We start from the raw sequence: 23,724 nt of genomic DNA, 5'->3' as shown, positions 1-23,724 counted from the left end.
GCTAGACCGCATGCCCCAGCGCCTTCAGCTCACGCAACGCCTTGGCGTCGCGCGGAGAGACGTCGGGATAGTCCGGATCGCTGCCGACCGTCGGCAGGATCTTCCAGGAGCGGGCGCACTTGGTGCCGACCGCGCGCTCGATCACCACTGCGACGCCGGGGACGTCGGCCAGGCGGAACGCGTCGGCCGGGGCGTCCGCGTCGGTCAGCATCGCGTTCGATGTGATGCTGATTTCCGCGAGGTCGACGCCGGCGAGGATCGCGAACACCGCCTTGTCGGCGACATAGACCAGTGGCGAGGCCTCCAGTGACGCGCCGATCCGCTTGTCCCTGCGTTCAATCTCCAGCGCGCCGGTGATGACGCGGCGCACCGCGCGGATGGTGTCCCACTTCTGGGCCAGAGCGTCGTCGCGGAAGCGCGCGAGATCATCCGGGAACGTGGTGAGATGCACCGACGCTTCGCCATTCGGCCGATACATCAGCCACGCTTCGTCGCAGGTGAACGACAGGATCGGTGCGAGCCATTTGAGGATCGCGTCGCACAGCCTGTCGATCGTGGTGAGGGCGGCCTTGCGCGCCACCGACGACGGCGGGTCGCAGTACAGCGTGTCCTTGCGGATATCGAAATAGAACGCCGACAGCTCGGTGTTCATGAACGCCGCGAGGCTGGCGATCACGGTCTTGTAGTCGAAGTCGGCATAGGCCTGACGGATCACGCCATCGAGCTCGGCGAGGCGATGCAGCATCAGTCGCTCGAGTTCGGGCATGGCGTCGGGCGAGACGGTCTCTTCGGCCTTGAAATGACGCAGCGTGCCGAGCATCCAGCGGATCGAGTTGCGCAGCTTGCGATAGGTCTCGATGGTGTTCTTGAGGATCTCCGGGCCGATGCGCTGGTCGTCGGCGGTGTCGGAGCTCGCCACCCACAGCCGCAGGATGTCGGCGCCGGACTGTTCCATCACCTGCTGCGGCTCCACCGTGTTGCCGACCGACTTCGACATCTTGCGGCCCTGCTCGTCGAGCGTGAAGCCGTGGGTCAGCACGACGTCATAGGGCGCGCGGCCGCGCGTGCCGCTGCTTTCCAGCAGCGACGAGTGGAACCAGCCGCGGTGCTGGTCCGAGCCCTCGAGATACATCACGGTGTCCGTGCCGCCATCGATCTTGCGATGGATGCCGGCGAGGCTCGGGAAGTTCTGGGCGTCCTCCAGCACGAAGGCGTGGGTCGAGCCGGAATCGAACCAGACGTCGAGGATGTCGTCGACCTTCTGCCACGGCTCGGCGGCGAGCGCTCCGAGGAAACGTTCGCGTGCGCCCTCGGCGTACCAGGCGTCGGCGCCTTCCTGCATGAAGGCCTCGGCGATGCGCAGGTTGACTGCCTCGTCCTGCAGGATGTCGACGGAGCCGTCCCCCTTGTCGCGGATGAATACCGCGATCGGCACGCCCCAGGCGCGCTGGCGCGACACCACCCAGTCCGGGCGGCCGGAGATCATGCCGTTGATGCGGTTCTGGCCCTGTTGCGGCACCCAGCGGGTTACCGAGATCGCGTGCAGCGCGCGGGCGCGCAAGGTGTCGCCGGGCTTCGCCGTGCCGTTGTCGACAATCGGCTTGTCCATGGCGATGAACCACTGTGGCGTGTTGCGGAAGATCACCGGCTTCTTCGAGCGCCACGAATGCGGGTACTGGTGCTTCAGCCGCGACCGCGCCAGCAGCAGGCCGCGCTCGCTCAGCGCCTTGATCACGGCCTCGTTGGCGTCGCCCTTCTCGCCCTCGTCGGTGATGACGCGGCAGCCGGTGAAGCCCGGCGCCTGGGTGGTGAGGGCGCCGTTTTCGTCGACGGTATAGGGGATGGCCGAGCTGATGCCGCGCGCCTCGAGCGCGCGGGCGTTGGACATCCAGATCTCGAAGTCCTCGCGGCCGTGGCCGGGAGCGGTATGCACGAAGCCGGTGCCGGTGTCGTCGGAGACATGGTCGCCATCGAGCAGCGGCACGCGGAACTTGTAGCCGTCTTCGAGGCCGGCGAACGGATGGGTGCACTCCATGTGTGCCAGCACTGGTGCCGGGACGTCGCCGACCTTTTCATAGGCCGTGACGCGGGCCTGCTTGAACACCGCTTCCGCAAGGGCGTCGGCAAGGATCAGAAGATCGCCGGTCCTCGTCCAGTTGTCGGCCGGCGCGTCGGTAACACGGTAGAGACCATAGGCGATCTTCGAGGAGAAGCTGATGGCGCGGTTGCCGGGCAGCGTCCACGGCGTGGTGGTCCAGATCACCACCGACGCGTCGGCCACCGCCTGCACGATCGCCGCAGATGCATCCTTGCCCGATGCGAGCTCGACCTGAGCGACCGGGAATTTCACCCACACCGCGTCGGAAGTGTAGTCCTCGTACTCGACCTCGGCTTCGGCGAGCGCGGTCTTCTCCACCACCGACCACATCACGGGCTTGGAGCCGCGATACAGCGTGCCGTTGGCGGCGAATTTCATGATCTCGCGCGCGATCTGGGCTTCCGCCGGATAGCTCATGGTGGTGTAGGGATGATCCCAGTCACCGACGACGCCGAGCCGCTTGAACTCCTCGCGCTGCACGCCGAGCCAGTGCGAGGCGTAGGCGCGGCATTCGCGCCGGAACGCGATCATCGCGGCGGGATCCTTGAGGTCGGGCTTGCTCTTGCCCTGGGAGCGGTAGTTCTCTTCTTCGATCTTCCATTCGATCGGCAGGCCGTGGCAGTCCCAGCCCGGGACGTAGTTGGAATCGAAGCCGAGCATCTGCTGGCTGCGCGTCACCAGGTCCTTCAGGATCTTGTTGAGCGCATGGCCGATGTGGATGTGGCCGTTGGCATAGGGCGGGCCGTCGTGGAGCACGAATTTGGGCCGCCCGCGCGCGGTATCGCGCAGCTTGCGGTAGAGCTCGATCTCATTCCAGCGGGCAAGGATCTCCGGCTCGCGCTGCGGCAGGCCCGCGCGCATCGGAAACTCGGTCTCCGGCAGGTAGAGCGTCTTGGCGTAGTCGTGGCCCTCGGAGGCGGGGGCGGCGGCTTTGGTCGGCTTGTCGGTCATGGGATGGGGCTCGGCGGTACGGCGCGCGAAAAGTCATTCAGCGCAAGGTTTTAGGGCCAAGGTTCAAGGCAATGGCAGGCAGATCCCGGTCTTGCACCGAGCGGAACGCTCAAGCGGAAGCCGGGCCGCTAATGAGGCTGATGGTGCGCCGCGCGGTCATGGCTGCTCATTAGCAAAGAGCGGCGGTATCGGAAAGGCCCGAACCGGCCTCAACCGATGACATTTCCGAGGCTTGGGAACGCGCCGGGGGCGGCCGCCAGGGCGACGCGGGCCCGGCGGCTGTCCTCGTCCATCTGGCGGACCAGCGGTTCGATCCCGTCGAATTTCAGCTCGTCGCGCAGATGGGCGATAAAGGCGATATCGAGCCGCTGGCCATAGAGGTCACCCTTGAAATCGAACAGGAAGATCTCGAGCAGCGGAGCGCCGTTGTCGAAGGTCGGCCGGCGGCCGAAGCTCGCGACGCCGTCGAAGCGCTCGGCGCCGCGTCCGACCCGTACCGCATAGATGCCGTGCTTCAGCCCGCAGGCCGGGTCGAGGCGGATATTGGCGGTGGGATAGCCGAGGTCGCGGCCGCGCTTCTCGCCATGGATCACCTCGCCGGAGATAAACCAGGGATAGCCCAGCAGCGCGCTGGCCTCGTCGATCTGGCCCTGTCCCAGCGCATTGCGGATCGCGGTGGAGGAGACCGCGCGGCCTTCGACGTCGATGTGCGACTGGATGTGCACCTCGATGCCGAGCTTGGGTGCCTCGGCGGCGAGCAGCGCCGGCGAGCCGGAGCGGCCCTTGCCGAAATGAAAATCGAAGCCCACCGAGATGCCGCTGACGCCGAGGCGGCCGATCAGATCATGGTTAATGAAATCCATCGCCGGGGTGCGGGCGCGGGCGGCGTCGAAGGTCATCACCACGGCGCCGGCAAGGCCGGTCGTCGCCAGCAGCCGCAGCTTGTCGTTGAGCTCGGTGAGTTTGAACTGTGGCGTGTTCGGGCTGAAGAAGCTGCGCGGATGCGGTTCGAAAGTCACCGCCAGCGCCGGGTGGCCGTGCGCGCGCGCCATGTCGAGCGCCGCCGAGATCACGGCGCGATGGCCGAGATGCACCCCGTCGAAATTGCCCAGGGCCACCACTGCGCCGCGCGGGATGTCGGCGGACGGGGTGGTATCGCGGATAACGGTAAAGCCGGACGTCATGGCACCTTGCGACAGATCGTTGACGGATGTTGAGGGGACGGTGATGCCTCCGCGTTCCGGAAGTCAAGCGGGCCGTTCGCAACAGCCCGCCACCGCCGATTAACGTGCTGTTTAAGGGCTGGTGTTAGTTCTTGAGGCGCGACTGCGGCGGTCACGATCAGGGACTGTTTCGTCGCGGTGCCATGCCGGCGGGGCCATCTCGCCACGGCATCAAGGGGGATGCGCCGGAGGGCGCAAGGGAGCACAGTGCGATGGCGATGGATTTGTCGATGCCGGTCCTGGTGGTGGACGACTACAGCACCATGATCCGCATCATTCGCAATTTGTTGAAGCAGCTCGGCTTCGAGAATATCGACGATGCCAGCGATGGCTCGGCGGCGCTCGATAAGATGCGCGGCAAGAAGTATGGCCTCGTGATCTCTGACTGGAACATGGAACCGATGACCGGTTACGACCTGCTGAAGGAGGTCCGCGCCGATCCGAACCTCGCCATGACGCCGTTCATCATGATCACGGCGGAATCCAAGACCGAGAACGTGATCGCTGCCAAGAAGGCGGGCGTCAACAACTACATCGTGAAGCCGTTCAACGCCGCAACTCTCAAGACCAAGATCGAGGCGGTGTTCCCGGATCACGCAGCCTGATTGCTGACGTCGGATATCTCACGACCTGGATTGATCCTGCAATGGCCGGGCCTCGCCCCGGCCATTTGCTTTTCGGCGCGGTGTTACCAGCGCAATTCGTGCATCAGCGCCACCGGCGGGCTCGTCTCGCCAAAAAACGCGCGCACGGCGCTGTCGTCCATCCGGTCCATGCCCTTGAAGGCGTCGGCGTGGATGCCGCGTGTCAGGAACACGCAGTCGAGACCCATGGCGTTGGCGCCGGTCAGGTCGGTGCGCACGGAATCGCCGATCGCCAGCACGCGACCCTCGGTCGTCCCCCGCACGGTGTGGGCGATGCCGAGGGCGCGGTCGTAGATCGGGCGATGCGGCTTGCCGTAGAAGATCACTTCGCCGCCGAGCGAGCGGTACAACTCCGCGATTGCGCCGGCGCAGTAGATCAGCCGGTCGCCGCGCTCCACCACGATGTCGGGGTTGGCGCAGATCAGCGTCTGCCGTCGCGCCAGCGCCTGCTGCAGCAGCGGCAGATAGTCTTCGGGCGTCTCGGTCTCGTCGTCGAACGGGCCGGTGCAGACGATGTAGTCGGCCTCGTTGAGCGGTGCGAAGCGCACGTCGAGGTCGCGGAAGACGGAGTTGTCGCGTTCAGGGCCGATCTTGTGCACGGCCTGGCCGGGATGGTCGGTGATGAACTGGCGCGTCAGATCGCCTGACGAGACGATGGCGTCATAGGTGGTGTCGGCGACCCCGAGCTTGCGGAGCTGTCGCTGCACCGAGTCCGCCGGTCGCGGCGCATTGGTGATCATCACCACCGTGCCGCCGCCGGCGCGAAAGGTCTGCAGCGCCTGGCAGGCGTCGGGAAATGCGACCAAGCCGTCGTGGATCACGCCCCAGATGTCGCTGAGGATGATATCCACGCCGTGGGCGAGGTCGCTCAGGTGATCTGCAAATCGGATCGATGTCATGGGACGTGGCGCTCGGTTCCAGCCGGCGTACGGCAGGCTTCAGGGGGAGGAGGGCCCCTCTGTCGTCCATCAAGCGGGCTTGTTCAAGGATTTTCTGGCGCTTGCACATCCGCACGGGCTCAGCGCATGCGCGAACGGCTCACCAGTGCGGCGTTGCCGGTGATGCGGGCAGGCTCGCTCCGTGCAGCCTCCGGCCGGATGTCGGCGCTGGCCGCCCGGGCCGGCTGCGGCGCGGTCTCGCCGGCGCCGTTTGCCTGTGCGCCCTCCGGGCGCAGTGGCCGCGGCGGGGCGAACAGGTAGCCCTGGCCGAAGCGGATGTCGTAGTCGAGCAGGTCGACCACGGCGCGCTCGCCCTCGATGCGTTCGGCTACGAGTTCGATCCCGAAACGTCCCAGCAGATCGGACAGGTCAGCCGGATGAATGTCGGATGCGGACATCTGCTTCTGGTCGAGCAGCAGGCTGGCCGGCACCTTGATGAAGCGCACGCCGCGGTCGGCGAGTTCGCGCGGTTCGATGCGCAGGTCGCTGACATGGTCGACCGAGAAACGGTAGCCGCGCTGCGCCAGCGCCGCGAGATTCTCGCCGTCCGCAGGGCTGAGGGCGCGCAGCGTCGCCTGCTTGAATTCAAGGACGAACGACGGCGCCAGCGCACGGTTGGCGTCCAGGAAATCGAGGCACTGGGCGAACGCCTCGGGATCGCCGAGTGTCGTGGCCGACATGTTGCAGAACACGCCGACATCCTTGTTGCGCACCATCAGACGGCGCAGCACCTGGACGCAGCGCAGCAGCACCATGCGGTCGATCTGGCCCATCAGGCCAGCGGATTCGGCCGCGGCGATGAAGTCGGTCGCGGGGATGAGCTGGTCGTTGTCGTCGCGGATGCGCGAGACCGCCTCGTAGAAGCGCACCTTGCGCTGCGGTAGCGTCACCAGCGGCTGCAGGTAGAGTTCGATCTGGTTGCTGTCGATCGCACGGCGCACCGCCGCCAGCACTTGCGGATGGGACGGCGCGACGGCGACTGGGCGCGGCGCGACGGCCGGGATGGGCGGAGGCCCAGCGGGCCGGGCAGGGGCGGCATCGACCCATTCGAGGTCGCCGGCCTGCCGCGCCGCCTGCAGGGCTTCGGGCCGCTGTGCGGGCCGCCCGCCGCCGGCGAGCTGCTCGTCATGGGCGGCGACCGAAACCGCGAGCTGCTTCATCAGCGCACCGAGCTCGTTGATCTCGTCCATCGCGGACTGCGCCCGCTCCTGCGCGGCGGTGTCGATCGCAGCGGCGCGCTGCTCGACGGCGGCGAGGCGGCGGCCGAATTCCACGACCTGGCGGGCAAGATCGGTGGTGCCGCGCGACAGATCGGCGACCTGGGTCGCCGCAGTGGCGCGGTCGCGCATGCGCATCGAAATGGCATTGTAGAGGATCAGGAAGGTCAGCGTCGCCAGCGCAATGATCGCCGATTCCGGCAGGCTGAAGCCGGCGAGCGCATACAGCACGAACCCGAGCGACGCCGCGATCAGCACCATGCAGATGGCGATGAAGATCGTCGAAATGCGGATCATGCCTGACCTGAAACCCCGTCGTCCGCCGCCTGCGAGCGCCCCCTGGCGGAAATATTCAGCGGTCACAATAGCATGATTGCTGATTCGAGGCCGGATCCGGGGCATGAAAAAGCGCCTCCCTCCGGGGTTGTCCCCGGGGGAGGCGCGTGATGCACGGAATTGTCGCAGCCGTTCAGGCGACGGCGCGGATCACCTTGCCGAGCTTGTCGACGATCTCGCCGATCTGGCTCTCGCTGATGATCAGCGGCGGGGTCAGCGCCAGGGTATCGCCGACCGCCCGCACCATCAGGTCGTGATCGTGGAACGAGCTGTTCAGCGCGTCGACGCCGCGCAGGCCCGGCGTGCCCTTCGGCGACAGGTCGATCGCGGCGGTGAGGCCGACGGTACGGATATCGACGACGTTCGGAGCGTCCTTCAGCGACATCACCGCGTCCGCCAGCACCGGCTCGAGCTTGCGGGCGCGCTCGAACAGGCCTTCCTCGCGGTAGATCTCGAGGGTGGCGAGGCCGGCGGCGCAGGCGAGCGGATGGGCGGAGTAGGTGTAGCCGTGGAACAGCTCGACCGCGTGGGCGGGGCCGGTCATGAAGGTGTCGTGCACGGCATTGCGCACCAGCACGCCGCCCATCGGCACCGCGCCATTGGTGACGCCCTTCGCGAAGGTAATCATGTCGGGGGTAACGCCGTAGCGTTCTGCGGCGAAGCTGAAGCCGAGACGGCCGAAGCCGGTGATGACCTCGTCGAAGATCAGCAGGATGCCGTGCGCGTCGCAGATCGCACGCAGCCGCTGGAGGTAGCCCTTGGGCGCCGGCAGCACGCCCGTCGAGCCGGCCATCGGTTCGACGATCACGGCTGCGATCGTGTTGGCGCCGTGCAGGCCGACCAGCTTCTCCAGTTCGTCGGCGAGATGCGCACCCCATTCCGGCTCGCCGCGGCTGAACGCCTGCTGCTCGCGGTTGTAAGTCGCGGGCAGGTGATCGACGCCGGTCAGCAGGTTGCCGAACATCTTGCGGTTGTTGACGATGCCGCCGACGGCGGTGCCACCGAAGCCGACGCCATGATAGCCGCGCTCGCGGCCGATCAGGCGGCTGCGCGCACCCTCGCCGCGGATGTTGTGGTAGGCGAGCGCGATCTTCAGCGCGGTGTCGGCGGCTTCCGAGCCGGAGTTGCAGAAGAACACATGGTCGAGGTCCTTGGGCGCCAGCGCCGCGATGCGGCTCGCAAGCTCGAAGGCCTGCGGATGGCCGAACTGGAACGGCGGCGCATAGTCCAGCGTCTGTGCCTGCTTGGTGATCGCCGCGGTGATCGCGTCACGGTTGTGGCCGGCGTTGCTGCACCACATGCCGGCGGCGCCATCGAGCAGCTTGCGGCCATCGGACGTGAAGTAGTGCATGTCCTTGGCGCCGACGACCATGCGCGGCGCCCGCTTGAAGGCGCGGTTGGCCGTGAACGGCATCCAGAAGGCGGCGAGGTCGTTCGGCGCGGTGGCGGGCGCGAGGGTGGCACTGCTATTCGAGGACATGGTGACCTGCTGATTTCTCTGCGGATTTCGTTGAGTTTTCTTCGAGGTGCGTTGGCTGCTTGCGCGGCGCGTTCGCCCTGGCGCGCTCACCCTAGCAGGTTGCCGGCAGCGCGGAAGGGTTGGCGGAGCAGCCCCTGGCGTACGTGAATCGCCTGATACCGGCGGCAGCAAAATACTACCTAAGATTTAGTTGATCATTCATTCGCACTTAAAGGTTGTGTGGTGTCATCAGCGATGATGACAGGGAGAGCCACCATGCATCGGTTTCGACGGTTTCGGGCCTGCACGCAGGGCGTCTCGGCCGTCGAGTTCGCCCTGATTGCGCCGATCTTCCTGATGCTGGTGTTCGGCATCATCACCTATGGCGGCTATCTCGCCGTCATGTATGGCGTCCAGCAACTGACTGCGGCTGCGGCGCGCTCGTCGATCGCCGGACTCAGCGATACCGAGCGCAGCAATCTCGCGACGACCTACGTCAACTCGAACGTCAACTCCTATCCGCTGCTCGCGGCGAGCAACGTCACCGTGAACGCCGCGGCATCACCCTCCAACGCCAACGTGTTCGTGGTGACCGTCAATTACAACGCGTCGGGTCTCTTCATTTATTCGCTGCCCAAATTCGTGCCGACACCGCCGACGACCGTCGTCAGCTCGGCGGCGATTCCGCGCGGCGGGTTCTGAGGAGGACGTCATGCGGCAGATCATCGGACGGTTCCGGCGCGATCGTCGCGGCAACATCGCGATCAGCGGTGCGGTGATGATGCTGGCGATGTGCGGGTTCGCTGCGTTCGGCGTCGACGTCGGCTCGATCTTCCTCGACCAGCGCCGCACCCAGAGTGCGGCCGATCTGGCCGCGATCGTCGCGGCCGCCAACCTCAGCAATGCAGTCAATGCCGCTACGGCGGCGGTGGTGGACAACAACTATCCTGCCAACTCTCTCGTGGCTGTGGAGTATGGTACGTATGTTGCAGACTCGACGCTGTCGCCGCAGCAGCGCTTCACCACCGCCGCCGGGCCCGGCCCCGGCATCAATGCCGTCCGGGTCACTCTTCAAACCCAGACACCGCTCTATTTCGGCAAGATGCTCGTCGGCAGCAACAGCATTAATGTCCGCGCCCAGGCGACGGCCGCCACCAGCGCGATGGCGTCGTTCGCGATCGGCACGCAGTTGCTGTCGTTGAATGCGGGTTTGCTGAACCAGTTGCTGGGCAGTCTGCTCGGCACGACGTTGTCGTTATCGCTGATGGATTATCAGGCGCTGCTCGCCGCGCAGGTGGACGCCTTCCAGTTCATGTCGGCGCTGGCGACCCAGGTCAATGTCACCGGCGTCACCTACAACCAGTTGCTCGCCGGGCAGGTCAAGCTTCCCGATCTCGTCTCGGCGCTGTTGACGGCGCAGCGCAACGCCAACGGCAACAACTCGGCGACGATCGCGCTGTCGAACATCAGCCAGGCGCTGACGGGGATCACCAGCAAATTCACCGCGCAGGCCCTGCTGAATCCGGGCCCCTACGGCAGCATGGTGACGGGCTCGACACCCCAGGTCGCCGTGCCGGTCTCGCTGCTCGACATGCTGACGGCGATGGCGGTGATCGCCAACGGCACCAACCAGATCGCGACCGGGCTCAACCTCAGCCTGCCGGGCATCGCCAGCGTGCAGTTGCTCGCGACGGTCGGCGAGCAGCCGGTTGGCTCGAGCTGGTTTACCGTCGGCTCCGTCGGCGCCAGCGTTCACACCGCCCAGACCCGGGTGTTCCTGCAGATCCAGCTGCTTGGCAGCGGCAGCGTTTCGGCGGTCAACCTGCCGATCTATGTCGAGGTGGCGCCGGGCACCGCGACGCTCAATGCCCTGCAGTGCGGCTATCCCGATATCAGCACCTCGACGGTGACGCTCGGCGTGTCGCCCGGCATTATCGATGCGTGGATCGGCGGCGTGACGCCTGCCGACATGAGCAATTTCACCACCAAGCCCAATCCGCCGCCGGCGACCCTGGTCAACCTCGGTCTCATCCAGGTCTCGGGCCTCGCGCACGCCACCATGTCCAACAGTTCGCCGACCAGCGTGAACTTCAGTTATTCCGATATCCAGGCGATGACCCGCAAGACGGTGAACACCACGTCGTTCCTGTCGTCGCTGACGTCCAGCCTGCTCGGCAACCTGAACCTCAACGTGCAGATCCTCGGCCTCGGCCTGCCAATCCCGGGCCTTACGTCGCTGGTCGCGGGCATCATCGGCGCAGTGACCGCGCCGGTCGACCAGTTGCTTGCCTCCGTGCTGCAGACCCTCGGGGTCAGCCTTGGGCAAGCATCGGTCTGGGTCACGGGCATCCGTTGCGATGGCGCTGTTCTGGTGAACTGAGGCCCTGGCTTCCCGGCAGCGATCTCGCCCGTAGGCTCGGCCGCGGCAATCGCGCATCCATCACGCTGTCCGGCATTCGTCTTTCCACACTCCTCCCGCACGTCCTGCACGGCTTCCGCAGCCGACATGTCGGCGCGCGAGGTCGTGTCCGCGTCATTTTGACATACGGAAACAAACAGAAATGGGGAGGCATTTTCTTGCTACCCTAAGTATATAATCGAGTTATTTATCGCTTAAAGGTTGTGTGATGTGGTCAGCCTCGGCGCACACGCCGGGTGAGACAGATTGCCCTTTCGGATCCTCTTCCGTCCGTGCCGCCCAAGACGATCGCCCGGTCGCGATCGGCAAAAAAGAGGAGGCTGAGATGCGGCGATTGATCCGGCGATTCCTGCACGACCAGCGCGGCAACATCGCGATGATGGGCGTGGCCAGCATGCTGGTGGTGTGCGGGTTCACCGCCTTCGGTGTCGACATCGGTTTGATCTTCCTCGACCAGCGCCGAACCCAGAGCACTGCCGATCTGGCGGCGATCGTCGCGGCGAGCAATCTCGGCAATGCAACGAACGCCGCAACAGCGACGGTGGTGAAGAACAACTACCCTGCCGACTCTCTCGTGGCTGTGGAGTACGGCACCTACGTTGCGGATGCGACGCTGCCGCCGCAACGCAGGTTCACCGCCGTCGCCGGACCCGGACCGACGACCAACGCGGTCCGGGTCACCCTCCAGACCAGGACGCCGCTGTACTTCGGCAAGCTGCTGATCGGCAGCGACAGCTTCAACGTGCGCGCCTCCGCGGTCGCGGCCACGACGACGATGGCCTCCTTCGCCATCGGCTCGCGGCTCGCGGCGCTGAACGACGGCGTGCTCAACCAGTTGCTCGGCGGCTTGCTCGGCACCAAGCTGTCACTGTCGCTGATGGACTATCAGTCGCTGCTCAGCGCCAAGGTCGATGCCTTCAGCTTCCTGTCGGCGCTGGCGACCCAGGTCAACCTGACCGCCGGCACCTACGACCAGCTGTTGCAGGGGCAGGTCAAGCTGCCCGACCTCGTCGCCGCGCTGCTCGCCGCGCAGCGTGAGACCAATGGCAACAACGCCGCGACCATCGCGCTCGCCAACGTCAGCCAGGCGCTGACGGGCCTGCTCACCACGGTCGTGCCGCAGACCCTGATCGATCCCGGGCCGTATGCGGTGCTGCAGGCAGGACAGAAGCCGCTGTTCGGCCTGCCGGTCTCGGTGCTCGACCTGCTCTCGGCGATTGCCGTGCTCGGCAACGGCAAGCATCAGATCGCCGCCGGACTCAACCTGAACCTGCCGGGCATCGCCAGCATCTCGCTGCAGGCCGCGGTTGGCGAGCGGCCGGTCGGCACCAGCTGGATCACGGTGGGCACGAAGGGCGCGAGCGTCCACACCGCGCAGACGCGGGTGCTGCTGCAGGTGCAGTTGCTCGGCAGCGGCGCGGCCTCCCTCGTCAACCTTCCGCTTTATGTGGAGGTGGCGCCGGGTACGGCGACGCTCGATGCCATGCAGTGCGGCTCTCCCGACATCAACACCTCGACGGTCACGCTCGGCGTCAAGCCCGGCGTGGTCGATGCCTGGATCGGCAGCGTCTCCACCGCCGACCTCACCAACTTCACCACCCAGCCCAATCCGCCGCCGGCAACGCTCGTCAACGCGCTCGGCCTCGTGACGGTGACTGGCCTTGCCCATGCGTCGATCGGCAACACCCGCCCGACCAGTGTCGATTTCAGCTATGCCGACATCCAGGCGCAGACCCGCAAGACCGTGAACAGCACCTCGTTCGTCTCCTCGCTGCTCGGCAGCCTGCTCGGCCAGATCAACCTCAACGTGTCGCTGCTCGGGCTCAACCTGCAACTCGGTCCGCTGCTGCAGCTGGTTGGCGGCATTCTCGCCGCGGCCACCACGCCGCTCGACCAGGTGCTGTCTTCGGTGCTGCAGACGCTCGGCGTCAGCCTCGGGCAGGCCGACGTCTGGGTGACGGGTATCCGCTGCGACGGCGCCGTGCTGGTCAACTGACGGCGGCCTGCCAGCCGTCCTGCTTGCCCCCCCGGGCATCGGCTGCTAACCCGTGGCCAATGGTAAGTCATTTCTGACTTACGCCCGTGGCGACGAGCGACATGTCCGAGAAAGCCAAAAAGCCCCAGAAACTCAAGGCCCGCCTGCCGCGCGGGCTGGCCGACCGCGGTCCCGTGGAGATCGCGGCGACGCGGCGCATGATCGCCACCATTCAGCGCGTCTATGAACTCTACGGCTTCGAGCCGGTGGAGACGCCGGCGATGGAATACACCGATGCGCTCGGCAAGTTCCTGCCGGATCAGGATCGTCCCAACGAGGGCGTGTTCTCGTTCCAGGACGACGACGAGCAGTGGATCAGCCTGCGCTATGATCTCACCGCGCCGCTGGCGCGTTACGTCGCCGAGAATTTCGACGCGCTGCCCAAACCCTACCGCAGCTACCGCGCCGGCTATGTCTATCGCAACGAGAAGCCGGGCCCTGGCCGCTTCCGCCAGTTCATGCAGTTCGACGCCGACACCGTCGGCAGCGGCTCGCCGGCGGCGGACGCCGAGATCTGCATGATGGCGGCGGACACCATGGAGGCGCTCGGCATTCCCCGCGGCGCCTATGTGGTCAAGGTCAACAACCGCAAGGTGCTCGACGGCGTGCTCGAGGCGATCGGCCTTGGCGGCGACGCCAACGCCGGCCGCCGCCTCACCGTGCTGCGCGCGATCGACAAGCTCGACAAGTTCGGGCCCGATGGCGTTCGGCTGCTGCTCGGCGAGGGTCGCAAGGACGAGAGTGGCGATTTCACCAAGGGCGCGCAATTGTCTGTCGACGCCATCGAGAAGGTGATCGCCTTCACCGAGGGCAAGCCGGCCGGGGACTCGCCGCTCGCGGCAGAGGGCCAGGCCGAGCTCGACCAGATCCGCCAGCTCGTCAATGCCGGCGGTTATGGCGAGGACCGCATTCGCATCGATCCGTCGGTGGTGCGCGGCCTCGAGTATTACACGGGTCCTGTCTACGAGGTCGAACTGCTGCTCGACACCAAGGACGAGAAGGGCCGTCCGGTGCGCTTCGGCTCGGTCGGCGGCGGTGGCCGCTATGACGGACTGGTGTCGCGCTTCCGCGGCGAGCCGGTGCCGGCGACGGGCTTCTCGATCGGCGTGTCGCGCCTGCAGGCGGCGCTGTCGCTGATCGGCAAGCTCGACAGCGCCCCCGAGTTCGGCCCCGTGGTGGTCACGGTGTTCGATCGCGATCGCGTCGCCGACTACCAGGCGATGGTGACGACGCTGCGCAGGGCGGGCATCCGCGCCGAGCTCTATCTCGGCAATCCCAAGAACATGGGCAACCAGCTCAGATACGCCGACCGCCGCAACGCGCCCTGCGTCATCATCCAGGGCTCGGACGAGAAGGCGCGCGGCGAGGTGCAGATCAAGGACCTGATCGAAGGCGCCAAGGCGGCTGCCGCCATCGCCTCCAACCAGGAATGGCGGGAGAGCCGCCCGGCCCAGTTCGCGGCACGCGAGGACGGGCTCGTCGAGGCTGTCCGCGACGTGCTGGCCCGCCACGACGTGGTGTGGTCGAGCTGATCATGGGCACGGCCGGCGCAGCCATGCGCCGGCGGCGGAGAGCGGTTGAGCAATTGACCGGTGAAGGATCGCGCGAGACCTGACACATTTGCGGCTCGCGCAGCAGCAGGAGCAGAATGATGCCCGAAGTTCACGTCTTCATGGCCGAAGGCCGCACCGACGAGCAGAAGAAGGGCATGATGCTCGACATCACCCAGGCGCTGGTGAAGAATCTCGGCGTGACCTCGGACCTCGTCACAGTGCAGATTGTCGAGGCGAAGCTCGCCGACAAGATGAAGGGCGGCGAGACCTTCGTCGAGCGCACGGCCCGGCTGGCGAAGAAATAGCGGCCGCTCTCCGGCACGGGAGGCGGAAATGGGCATGACCGAAATGCGGGCGGTCGCCATCGGCATGAACGCGGAGCGCAGCGTGACGGTGACCGATGACCTGACGGTCGCGCACTTCGCGGCGCACATGCCGCGGGTCTATGCCACGCCGATGATGATCCTGCTGATGGAGATGGCGTCCACGGTCGCCATCGCGCCGCATCTGCCTGATGGTTTCGTCAGCGTCGGCACGGAGGTCAATGTTCGGCATCTCGCGGCGACGCCGGTCGGGCGTGTGGTGCGGGCGACGGCGCGGGTGATTGCAGTGGACGGGCGCAGCGTGCTGTTCGAGGTTGCCGCCTTTGACGGCGACCGCAGGATCGGCGATGGGACGCACCGGCGCGGCGTCATCAATGTCGCAAAGTTCGAGAAGCGGTTCGCTGTGACCTGATTGCCATCAGTTCTTCTTCATCATCATGCCCTTCATGGCCTGAAGGTCCCTGATGTTCACCTTCATGCCGCCGGGCATGATCATGTCGCCGGGTTTCTGGTCGCCGGTGCAGGCGCCGACCCATTTGGCCTGTAGCGTCATGTTGTTATCGCGTGGCGCGGCGGCCGGTCCGCCGGTGTGGTGCGACGTCACCTTCACGGTATAGGCGGAATTGAAGTCGCCGGAGATCTCGGCGTGAGAGGACAGCGCGATGCCGCCGACCGCGCACTCCGAATCCACAGTGTAGCCGTTTGCCGTCTTCTGAATGTCGTTGCGCGTGCAGCTGTCCTTCTGCATCGGGCCGAACGACGTCGTCATGGCCTTGTCGGTGGTTTCGTCTGTGCACTGCTGCATGGTCATGGCTGGCAGCGTCGCGCCGGCCATTTCCATTTTCAGCTCCCACAAGCCCGCCTTGCGGGTCGGCAGCTCCTCGCTGCGGGCGAGGGTCGGCAGCGCAACGACGGCTATCGCGAAGCCCAGAGCGCGTTTCGACAGGACGATGCGCATCCGATCAGGCTCCATCCGGCGCGGGAAAGGCCGGCGGCGCGGCATGCGCCGCCGCGAGGCTCTCAGTAGCGGACGCGCAGCGGTCGTCCGGCGTGACCCGGCGGCACCCAGACGCAGGCGAACGAGAGATAGCCGCCATACGTCGGCTGTACGCCGGTCAGCTTCACCACCTTGCCGTACTGCGCGCAGTGATCGACCGCGAGCGCACGGACGTCGCTCTGGCCGACCAGGGCGTACGAAATGATGCCGCCGGTATCATTGCCCCTGAACGGCGGTACATAGTCGGCCTTCGCAGTGTCGGCCATCACGCCGCCAGCCAGCAAAGCCGCGACGGCGAGCGCGCTGGTCATCATCCTACGCATGTCGATCTCCTTCGATTCCGGTCCCTAACTTACCGGCGGTGCGGACTGCTGAGAAGCTGCCATGCGCCGGTGCCACGGGAGTAGTTGGCCGGTGTTGCCGCGGTGCACTTGACCTCATGGCGGCTTCGCGGCACCGTCCGCCGCAATCAACTTCGGCAGGCGGCCATGCGCAAGCTCTTTCGGACTTCAAGCACATCCTCTCTCGGCGCAGCCTTCGGACTGCTTGCCGGTCTCCTGGCGTTCCAGCCGGCGGCCCAGGCGGCCAATCCCCTCGAGATGAATTTCTGGCTGTCGGGCCCGCGCTATGACGGCGACGTGCCGGCCTGCGAATGGGCGCTCGACACCATCTCGTCGCGCTTCTCGTCGAAGGAAAGCAAGTTCTGGAACTCCGGCCTGCAGATCACCGGGTTCTCCGACGTGCGCGAAATCGCGTTTCGTCCGAGGCCGTCGGACGTGATCCCGCGGCGCTTCTGCACCGCCCATGCGATGCTGAGCGATGGCCATGCCCGTCAGGTGCACTATTCCATCATCGAGGATGGCGGTCTGGCGGCCTATGGTCCGGATGTGGAGTGGTGCGTGACCGGCCTCGACCGCAACTGGGCCTATAATCCGGCCTGCAAGGCCGCGCGACCTTAAGCTGCCGTTTCACGAGCGTCGCTCGTTCAGAACCCCGCGAATCGATTCGCGGGGTTCTTGCTTTTTGTTCTTGAAATGTTCTTTTGCGGTGACTAGGCTCGCCGCATTGTGATGTTGTGTAGAGGGGTGGCCATGTTCGATCCGTCGGCTCTGCGATTCTCGACCCGGTGCGCTGCGAAGCTCCTCTTTTTTCCCCTCCTGATCAGTCTGCTGGCCGTGGTGCTGCCGTCCGGGCAGGCCTCGGCGCAGGACCGGCGCCAGAATGCGCCCGGTGAATTCGATTTCTATGTGCTGTCGCTGTCGTGGTCGCCGTCGTTCTGCGAAGCCGCCACCGAGCGCGGCAATACCGGGCGCAACCAGCAGATCCAGTGCGGTGGACGGCCCTATTCGTTCGTCGTGCATGGCCTCTGGCCGCAGTACGACCGCGGCTTTCCCAACTATTGCCAGCGCCCCTCTCCGCGGCTGGACCGCAACATCGTATCCTCGATGCTGGACCTGATGCCTGCGCCGGGACTGATCTTCAACGAATGGGACAAGCACGGCACCTGCTCGGGCATGCAGGCGCGTGCCTATTTCGAAACCGTGCGCAAGGCGCGTGCAGCGGTCAAGATTCCGGCGGAATATCTCGAGCTGTCGGAAACGAAGATGGTCGCGCCCGCCGAGGTCGAGGACGCCTTCGTGAAGGCCAATCCGGGCCTGAGCAATGCGGCGATCGCCGTCACCTGTGACAGCCGCCGTCTCAGCGAGGTGAGGATCTGCCTCAGCAAGGATCTTCAGTTCCGCGCCTGTGAGGAGATCGATCGCCGCGCCTGCCGGCGCGACAAGGTCGAGATGCCGCCGATGCGCGGCGGTCCCAGCGGCTGAGCGGGCGTCGCCGGTTGCCTGTCCGCGGCAGCGGGCGGGCCGGTGCGATCGCCGAGCGCGTTGGCCTTTGCCGGAAAATGCTCTACCCATGCCGGCATGAACTACCGCCACGCCTTTCACGCCGGCAATTTTGCCGATGTCGTCAAACATATCGTGCTGGTGCGGGTCCTGCTGTACCTGCAGGACAAGCCGGCCGCCTTTCGTGTCATCGACACCCACGCCGGTGCTGGTCTGTATGATCTGACCGGGGCCGAGGCCGCGCGCGGGGGCGAATGGCTGACTGGCATCGCGCGCGTGATGCAGGCGCGGTTTTCGGATGCGGCGCAGGCGCTGATCGCTCCCTATCTCGATATCATCCGCGCTTTCAATCCGCCGGGGCAGCTTACGACCTATCCGGGCTCGCCGCTCATTGCCCGCGCGCTGCTGCGGCCGCAGGATCGTCTGGTGGCCTGTGAGCTCGAGCCCGTTGCGCGCAAGCGTCTGATCGATGCACTGCGACGCGACGAGCAGGGACGGGTGGTCGAGCTCGACGGCTGGACGGCGCTGCCGGCGTTCGTGCCGCCGAACGAGCGGCGCGGCGTCGTTCTGGTCGATCCGCCGTTCGAGGCCGCCGATGAATTCACCCGGCTCGCCGACGGGTTCGCAGCGGCTTTCGCAAAATGGCCGACCGGCAGCTACATGCTCTGGTACCCGGCCAAGCAGCGTCGGGCGACGGACACCCTGGCGGCCTCCGTGGCGCAAACGGCGGCTGCCCGGCTGACGCCTGACAAGGTGCTGCGAATCGAATTCAGCGTGGCGCCTCAGGAGCCGCAGGGACCTCTGGTATCCGCTGGATTGCTGGTGGTGAATCCGCCATGGACGCTGGCGAACGACCTGCGCACGCTCCTTTCCGAGCTGGAAAAGCCGCTTGGGATCGGTGGCGCGGCGCGCTTTCGGGTTGAATTTGCCAAGACCTGACAACCTTTTGGCGGTTAGATCCAACTAAACGATCTGAAATTGCAACTGAGCCATAGTCAATTTGCATAGAAGCGTATTATGCTCGTCATGTGAGGGCGGGCTTTACGTTCCGCTTCCGCGAATGGAGGCGACGGAGTGACGAGGCCTCTGGGGGTTCAGGGCTGGGTCGGTCAGAACAGATCGGCTCCGCCTGCCGGGATGAAGCCCCAGCGCGCCGATGCTTTCCGGAAGTGAATGTCCGGTCGCGCTGCTGCGTCGAACACGCAGCGGTGAAGCATTGCGGGGAGAGGAGTTTTCCCGATGGCTATGACGGGTACCGTCAAGTTCTTCAATGGTGAGCGTGGTTACGGCTTCATCAAGCCGGACGATGGTGGTCGCGATGTGTTCGTCCACATTACGGCCGTCGAACGGGCCGGGCTGAAGGACCTGAAGGAAGGACAGCGCATTACGTTCGAAGTTGAGCCGGACAAGAAGGGCAAGGGTCCGAAGGCGGTGGACCTGGTCGTTTCATCCTGAGCCGCAGGCTCGGGCGGACTTGAACTGAACGCGTCGAACGAAGTTCTGCGTGCGTGGCGACGGCCCGGTGTCTCGCGTGCAGACGGTCGGCTGTTTTTAAAAAAGGGCTGTAATAAATAGAAAAAAATCCCGGCTCGCGCCGGGATTTTTTCGTCCTGGGCCTCGCTGGCCCGGCGCTTAGAAATGATAGTTTACGCCGAGGCGGATTGTGCTGAAGGAGTAGGCGTTGTTCGTGCCGGTCAGCACGAAGTTGTGGTTCGACAGATCGACATAGAGATATTCGACCTTGGCCGACCAGTTCGGCGCGAAGCTCATTTCAGCGCCGCCGCCCAGCGTCCAGCCGGCGGTGGCGTAGGATTCGCTGGCACCGAATGCTTCGGCCTTCACCTCGCCGAAGGCGAGACCGCCGGTGCCGTAGATCAGGATGTTGTTCATGGCGTAGCCGAAGCGGCCGCGCAGAGTGCCGAACCACGGGTTGGAGAATTTCCATGCCGCGAAGCGGTCGTCGGCGCCGCTCACCTGGATGTCGCCTTCGAGGCCGAACACGAACTGACCGGACTGCCAATTGTAGCCGGCCTGCGCGCCGCCCATGAAACCGGACGGCCGCGCCAGGCTGTTGTCGATGGAGCCCCAGCTGTAACCGAGGTTGGCGCCGAGATAAGGGCCGGCCCAGCTGAACGCATTGAGCGGCTGGTTGACCGTGTAGGGGCGATAAGACATGTCGGCCGCCTGAGCCGACATGGCCGTCAAGCAGATGGCCGCGCCGATGGCGGCTCCGAGGGGTGCCTTGGTCATCTCGATACTCCGAACGCGACTGCTGACTTTCCGTCGTCCTGCGCGATGTCCCGATGGAACCGTAGGGTTACGGAAGTCCAAACCTGATACGCAGGATTTATCGAGATCTTTAAGTTAAACGGGGGTTAAACCCGGCCCGCGGCGCCATATCGTTGTTAAAAGAGTCTTACTTGTGGTCGGCCGGCGGGAACCGATCTGATAGGGGGCCGGTATCGGGCATCGCCCCGCGCAACGGGGGCTTGCGCACAGGATCGGGGCGCCAGGCGCTGGTCCCGCGGGTTCCGGACGATTACGTAGAGACCATGGACAGCGACCCGATCAATCCGACCAAGCCCGATGCGCAGCGGCGTCCCCCGGCGGCCGCGACCAGTGACCTGCCGTTGCAGGACGTCGATCTGGCCGATGCGGTTGTCGACGAGGACGACGACGAGCGGTTGCCGGATATCATCGACGAATCCGGCGACGTCGCCGCCGAGGGGCCGCTGGCGATCGGGCGTGCGGCGATCGCCCAGGCGGTGCGCGTTGCCCCGACGCTGCCGGGGGTCTACCGGATGCTGAACGCCGCGCACGACGTTCTCTACGTCGGCAAGGCCAAGAACGTCCGCAAGCGGCTGTCGTCCTATGTGCGGCCGACCGGCCATCCGCTGCGCATCGCGCGGATGATCGCGGCGACCGTCAGCGTCGAGATCGTATCGACGGCGACGGAAACCGAGGCGCTGCTGCTGGAGGCCAATCTCATCAAGCAGCTGCGGCCGCGCTTCAACGTGCTGTTGCGTGACGACAAGTCGTTTCCGTATATCCTGATCACCGGCGATCACTGGGCGCCACAGATCCTCAAGCACCGCGGCGCGCAGACACGGCCCGGACGCTATTTCGGTCCGTTCGCGTCGGTCGGGGCGGTCAACCGCACCATCACCGCGCTGCAGCGCGCCTTCCTGGTGCGCTCCTGTACCGACTCGTTCTTCGAAAGCCGCAGCCGGCCGTGTCTGCTCTATCAGATCAAGCGCTGTGCCGGGCCCTGCACCCGTGAGGTCGATTTCTCCGGCTACACCGAGCTGGTGCGCGAGGCGACCGACTTTCTGTCCGGCCGCAGCCGCGCGGTGAAGGAGCAATTGGCCGCGGAGATGGAGAAGGCGTCCGCCGACCTCGCGTTCGAGACGGCGGCGATCTACCGCGACCGTCTGGCCGCACTGTCGGCGATCCAGTCGCAGCAGGGCATCAACCCGCGCACGGTCGACGAGGCCGATGTGTTCGCCATCCATCAGGAAGGCGGCTACTCCTGCGTGGAGGTGTTCTTCTTCCGCACCGGCCAGAACTGGGGCAACCGCGCCTACTTCCCGCGCGCCGACAAGTCGTTCGCCTCGGGCGAGGTGCTCGGCGCGTTTCTTGCCCAGTTCTATGACGACAAGCCGCCGCCGAAGCTGATCCTGCTGTCCCACGACATCGAAGAGCGCGGTCTGCTGGCGGAAGCGCTGACCGCCAAAGCCGGCGTCAAGATCGAGGTCAACGTGCCGCAGCGCGGCGAGAAGAAGGATCTCGTCGTCCATGCGCTGAACAACGCGCGTGAGGCACTCGGCCGCAAGCTCGCCGACACCGCGACCCAGGCGCGCCTGCTGGATGCCATGGCGACCACGCTTGGCTTGCCCAGGGCGCCGCGCCGGATCGAGGTCTACGACAACAGCCACATCCAGGGCACCAACGCCGTCGGCGCCATGATCGTGGCGGGCCCGGACGGCTTCATCAAGAACCAGTACCGCAAGTTCAACATTCGCTCCGAGGCGCTGACCCCCGGTGACGACTACGGTATGATGCGCGAGGTGCTGGAGCGGCGGTTCAAGCGCCTGATGGCGCAGGCGGGGGAGGCGGCTCCCGCGGACGGCGCCGAGGCCGCGCCTGACGAAGCGGCGGTCGCCGATGACGCGGTGCCGCAGTGGCCGGACCTTGTCATCATCGACGGCGGCCTCGGTCAGCTCAATGCGGTGCGGGAGATCTTCGCCTCGCTGGGGGTCACCAATGTGGCGCTGATGTCGGTGGCCAAGGGGCCGGACCGTGACGCCGGCCGCGAAACGCTGTTCCTGCCGGATCGGCCATCCATCAAGCTCGAGCCGCGCGATCCGGTGCTGTACTTCATCCAGCGGCTGCGCGACGAGGCCCACCGCTTCGTCATCGGCTCACATCGCAAGCTGCGAAAAAAGGACATCCGCGAAGCCGGACTGCAGGAAATCCCGGGAATCGGGCCGTCACGCAAACGTGCGCTGCTGCACCATTTCGGCACGTTGAAGGAGATCGAGCGGGCGTCCGTGGCCGATCTGCGCAAGGTTCCGGGCATCAGCGACGAAGGCGCCCGCAAGATCTTCGACTTCTTCCATGCCCAGTCGAAGTAAGGGCCTGCAAACATAGAGCTCTTTATACCGGGACAAAATTCGCTCCGCCACCGCCGCTGCGGCTTTGCGGACGGCCGGAATGACGCTATCTGTCCTTGCGCCCACGAGGGCGATTTGGTTTGCAGGGGTGGGGGCGCAAGGGATGCGCTCCCGGCGGTTGACGCCGATACGTGGGCGGTATTGGTAATGCAGATGGACACCGTGACGGCCAGAGGATCGGCGAGACACTCGTTCTCACTCCCGAACGTGCTCACCTATTCGCGGATCGCCGCGGTGCCGGTCGTGGTCGGTTGCATCTATGCCCAATCGATCATGGACGGCCCGCTGTGGCTGCGCTGGGTTGCGCTGGCCTTCTTCATCGCCGCGGCTGTGACCGATTTCCTCGACGGCTACTATGCCCGTATCTGGGACCAGCAGTCAGCGTTCGGCCGCATGCTCGATCCCATCGCCGACAAGCTGCTCGTCGCCTCGTGCCTGCTGATGCTGGCCGCCGACGGCATCATCCATGGCTGGACGTTGTGGGCGGCGATCGTCATCCTGTGCCGCGAGATCCTGGTGTCGGGGCTGCGCGAGTATCTCGCTGGCCTGCGGGTCAGCGTCCCGGTGACGCGCCTCGCCAAATGGAAGACCACGGTCCAGCTGATCGCCATCGGCTTTCTGCTGGCCGGCGATGCCGGCGACCAGGTCATTCCGGTGGTGACGCCGGTCGGTCTGGCGCTGCTATGGATCTCGGCGATCTTCACGCTCTATACCGGTTGGGATTATTTCCGCGCCGGTATCCGTCATCTGATCGCGGAGGAGTCATGAAGGTTCGTTATTTCGCCTGGGTGCGCGAGCGCGTCGGCAAGGCGGAAGAGACCATCGACCCGCCGGCGTCGGTCCGCACGGTCGCCGACCTGATGCAGTGGCTTGCCGGCCAGGGCGAGCGCTATGCCCACGCGTTCGAGCAGCCGGTCGTCCGCGCTGCCCTCGACCATACCCACGTCAAGCCCGAGGCGGCGATCGCCGGGGCGCGCGAGGTCGCCTTCTTTCCGCCGATGACCGGCGGCTAGACCG

Annotated in this window: 22 protein-coding genes; 14 read left to right on the top strand and 8 right to left on the bottom strand. The window is 65.8% G+C overall.

The genetic code is table 11. The features are described 5' to 3' along the window. Position 1: 1 nt before the first annotated feature. Positions 2 to 3,049, bottom strand: coding sequence for an isoleucine--tRNA ligase (gene ileS / locus JQ639_RS12500; protein ID WP_211966400.1), 3,048 nt, complete (start codon positions 3,047 to 3,049; stop codon positions 2 to 4). Positions 3,050 to 3,258: 209 nt separating this feature from the next. Further along, the gene (locus JQ639_RS12495; RefSeq protein WP_211966399.1) at positions 3,259 to 4,233 is read right to left on the bottom strand and encodes a bifunctional riboflavin kinase/FAD synthetase; all 975 of its coding nucleotides are present in this window, start codon (positions 4,231 to 4,233) and stop codon (positions 3,259 to 3,261) included. A 251-nt stretch (positions 4,234 to 4,484) separates the two neighbouring features. Between JQ639_RS12495 and JQ639_RS12490 the strand changes: the two genes are divergently transcribed. Continuing rightward, positions 4,485 to 4,877, top strand: a complete 393-nt coding sequence (locus tag JQ639_RS12490; RefSeq protein ID WP_211966398.1) for a response regulator — start codon at positions 4,485 to 4,487, stop codon at positions 4,875 to 4,877. A gap of 83 nt (positions 4,878 to 4,960) precedes the next feature. On the opposite strand, the gene JQ639_RS12485 is transcribed toward JQ639_RS12490, so the two are convergent. The 3 genes from JQ639_RS12485 to aptA all read right to left on the bottom strand — a co-directional run bounded on the left by JQ639_RS12485 (position 4,961) and on the right by aptA (position 8,887). Continuing rightward, complete coding sequence (locus tag JQ639_RS12485; RefSeq protein ID WP_211966397.1) at positions 4,961 to 5,815, bottom strand: TIGR01459 family HAD-type hydrolase; 855 nt, start codon at positions 5,813 to 5,815, stop codon at positions 4,961 to 4,963. 119 nt (positions 5,816 to 5,934) lie between these two features. Further along, positions 5,935 to 7,368 (bottom strand): EAL domain-containing protein, encoded by a 1,434-nt coding sequence (locus JQ639_RS12480; RefSeq protein ID WP_211966396.1) that lies wholly within the window; start codon positions 7,366 to 7,368, stop codon positions 5,935 to 5,937. Between the two features lie 172 nt (positions 7,369 to 7,540). Continuing rightward, the gene (aptA, locus tag JQ639_RS12475) at positions 7,541 to 8,887 is read right to left on the bottom strand and encodes an omega-aminotransferase AptA (RefSeq protein WP_211966395.1); all 1,347 of its coding nucleotides are present in this window, start codon (positions 8,885 to 8,887) and stop codon (positions 7,541 to 7,543) included. 255 nt (positions 8,888 to 9,142) lie between these two features. On the opposite strand from aptA, the gene JQ639_RS12470 reads away from it, so the two are divergent. The 6 genes from JQ639_RS12470 (at position 9,143) to JQ639_RS12445 (ending at position 15,608) form a co-directional block, all read left to right on the top strand. After that, the gene (locus tag JQ639_RS12470; RefSeq protein ID WP_249123064.1) at positions 9,143 to 9,568 is read left to right on the top strand and encodes a TadE/TadG family type IV pilus assembly protein; all 426 of its coding nucleotides are present in this window, start codon (positions 9,143 to 9,145) and stop codon (positions 9,566 to 9,568) included. Positions 9,569 to 9,578: 10 nt separating this feature from the next. Then, positions 9,579 to 11,246 (top strand): pilus assembly protein TadG-related protein, encoded by a 1,668-nt coding sequence (locus tag JQ639_RS12465; RefSeq protein WP_211966393.1) that lies wholly within the window; start codon positions 9,579 to 9,581, stop codon positions 11,244 to 11,246. A 364-nt stretch (positions 11,247 to 11,610) separates the two neighbouring features. Beyond that, a complete protein-coding gene (locus JQ639_RS12460) occupies positions 11,611 to 13,281 on the top strand; it encodes a pilus assembly protein TadG-related protein (protein ID WP_211966392.1) in 1,671 nt (556 codons plus the stop codon). A 101-nt stretch (positions 13,282 to 13,382) separates the two neighbouring features. Next, a complete protein-coding gene (gene hisS / locus JQ639_RS12455; protein ID WP_211966391.1) occupies positions 13,383 to 14,852 on the top strand; it encodes a histidine--tRNA ligase in 1,470 nt (489 codons plus the stop codon). A gap of 116 nt (positions 14,853 to 14,968) precedes the next feature. Further along, positions 14,969 to 15,178 (top strand): tautomerase family protein, encoded by a 210-nt coding sequence (locus JQ639_RS12450; RefSeq protein WP_256442991.1) that lies wholly within the window; start codon positions 14,969 to 14,971, stop codon positions 15,176 to 15,178. A gap of 34 nt (positions 15,179 to 15,212) precedes the next feature. Further along, positions 15,213 to 15,608 carry a thioesterase family protein gene (locus tag JQ639_RS12445; protein WP_211966600.1) on the top strand — a complete coding sequence of 132 codons (396 nt, stop codon included), beginning with the start codon at positions 15,213 to 15,215 and terminating at the stop codon, positions 15,606 to 15,608. A gap of 6 nt (positions 15,609 to 15,614) precedes the next feature. On the opposite strand, the gene JQ639_RS12440 is transcribed toward JQ639_RS12445, so the two are convergent. Continuing rightward, complete coding sequence (locus JQ639_RS12440) at positions 15,615 to 16,154, bottom strand: DUF3617 domain-containing protein (RefSeq protein ID WP_211966389.1); 540 nt, start codon at positions 16,152 to 16,154, stop codon at positions 15,615 to 15,617. Positions 16,155 to 16,216: 62 nt separating this feature from the next. Further along, positions 16,217 to 16,516 (bottom strand): hypothetical protein, encoded by a 300-nt coding sequence (locus JQ639_RS12435; protein ID WP_211966388.1) that lies wholly within the window; start codon positions 16,514 to 16,516, stop codon positions 16,217 to 16,219. Positions 16,517 to 16,681: 165 nt separating this feature from the next. On the opposite strand from JQ639_RS12435, the gene JQ639_RS12430 reads away from it, so the two are divergent. The 4 genes from JQ639_RS12430 to JQ639_RS12415 all read left to right on the top strand — a co-directional run bounded on the left by JQ639_RS12430 (position 16,682) and on the right by JQ639_RS12415 (position 19,489). Next, positions 16,682 to 17,152, top strand: coding sequence for a hypothetical protein (locus JQ639_RS12430; protein ID WP_211966387.1), 471 nt, complete (start codon positions 16,682 to 16,684; stop codon positions 17,150 to 17,152). Between the two features lie 132 nt (positions 17,153 to 17,284). Next, positions 17,285 to 18,016 carry a ribonuclease T2 family protein gene (locus JQ639_RS12425; RefSeq protein WP_211966386.1) on the top strand — a complete coding sequence of 244 codons (732 nt, stop codon included), beginning with the start codon at positions 17,285 to 17,287 and terminating at the stop codon, positions 18,014 to 18,016. Positions 18,017 to 18,112: 96 nt separating this feature from the next. Further along, positions 18,113 to 18,973 carry a 23S rRNA (adenine(2030)-N(6))-methyltransferase RlmJ gene (locus tag JQ639_RS12420; protein WP_211966599.1) on the top strand — a complete coding sequence of 287 codons (861 nt, stop codon included), beginning with the start codon at positions 18,113 to 18,115 and terminating at the stop codon, positions 18,971 to 18,973. Positions 18,974 to 19,273: 300 nt separating this feature from the next. Then, complete coding sequence (locus JQ639_RS12415; protein WP_211966385.1) at positions 19,274 to 19,489, top strand: cold-shock protein; 216 nt, start codon at positions 19,274 to 19,276, stop codon at positions 19,487 to 19,489. A gap of 177 nt (positions 19,490 to 19,666) precedes the next feature. Here the strand turns inward: JQ639_RS12415 and JQ639_RS12410 are convergent, their stop codons facing one another. Continuing rightward, positions 19,667 to 20,284, bottom strand: a complete 618-nt coding sequence (locus tag JQ639_RS12410; protein WP_211966384.1) for an outer membrane protein — start codon at positions 20,282 to 20,284, stop codon at positions 19,667 to 19,669. Positions 20,285 to 20,586: 302 nt separating this feature from the next. On the opposite strand from JQ639_RS12410, the gene uvrC reads away from it, so the two are divergent. The 3 genes from uvrC to moaD all read left to right on the top strand — a co-directional run bounded on the left by uvrC (position 20,587) and on the right by moaD (position 23,720). Next, positions 20,587 to 22,668: an excinuclease ABC subunit UvrC gene (gene uvrC / locus JQ639_RS12405; RefSeq protein WP_211966383.1), complete on the top strand. Its 2,082-nt coding sequence runs from the start codon at positions 20,587 to 20,589 to the stop codon at positions 22,666 to 22,668. 192 nt (positions 22,669 to 22,860) lie between these two features. Further along, positions 22,861 to 23,475, top strand: coding sequence for a CDP-diacylglycerol--glycerol-3-phosphate 3-phosphatidyltransferase (pgsA, locus tag JQ639_RS12400; RefSeq protein WP_211966382.1), 615 nt, complete (start codon positions 22,861 to 22,863; stop codon positions 23,473 to 23,475). Further along, positions 23,472 to 23,720 carry a molybdopterin converting factor subunit 1 gene (gene moaD, locus JQ639_RS12395; protein WP_211966381.1) on the top strand — a complete coding sequence of 83 codons (249 nt, stop codon included), beginning with the start codon at positions 23,472 to 23,474 and terminating at the stop codon, positions 23,718 to 23,720. Before pgsA ends, moaD begins: the two co-directional genes overlap by 4 nt. The last annotated feature ends 4 nt before the right edge of the window (positions 23,721 to 23,724 follow it).

This window comes from Bradyrhizobium sp. U87765 SZCCT0048 (assembly GCF_018131225.1).
Taxonomy (GTDB): Bacteria; Pseudomonadota; Alphaproteobacteria; order Rhizobiales; family Xanthobacteraceae; genus Bradyrhizobium_A.
Note: the sequence above shows the minus strand (reverse complement) of the source record. Positions and strands in the feature narration are given on the sequence as shown.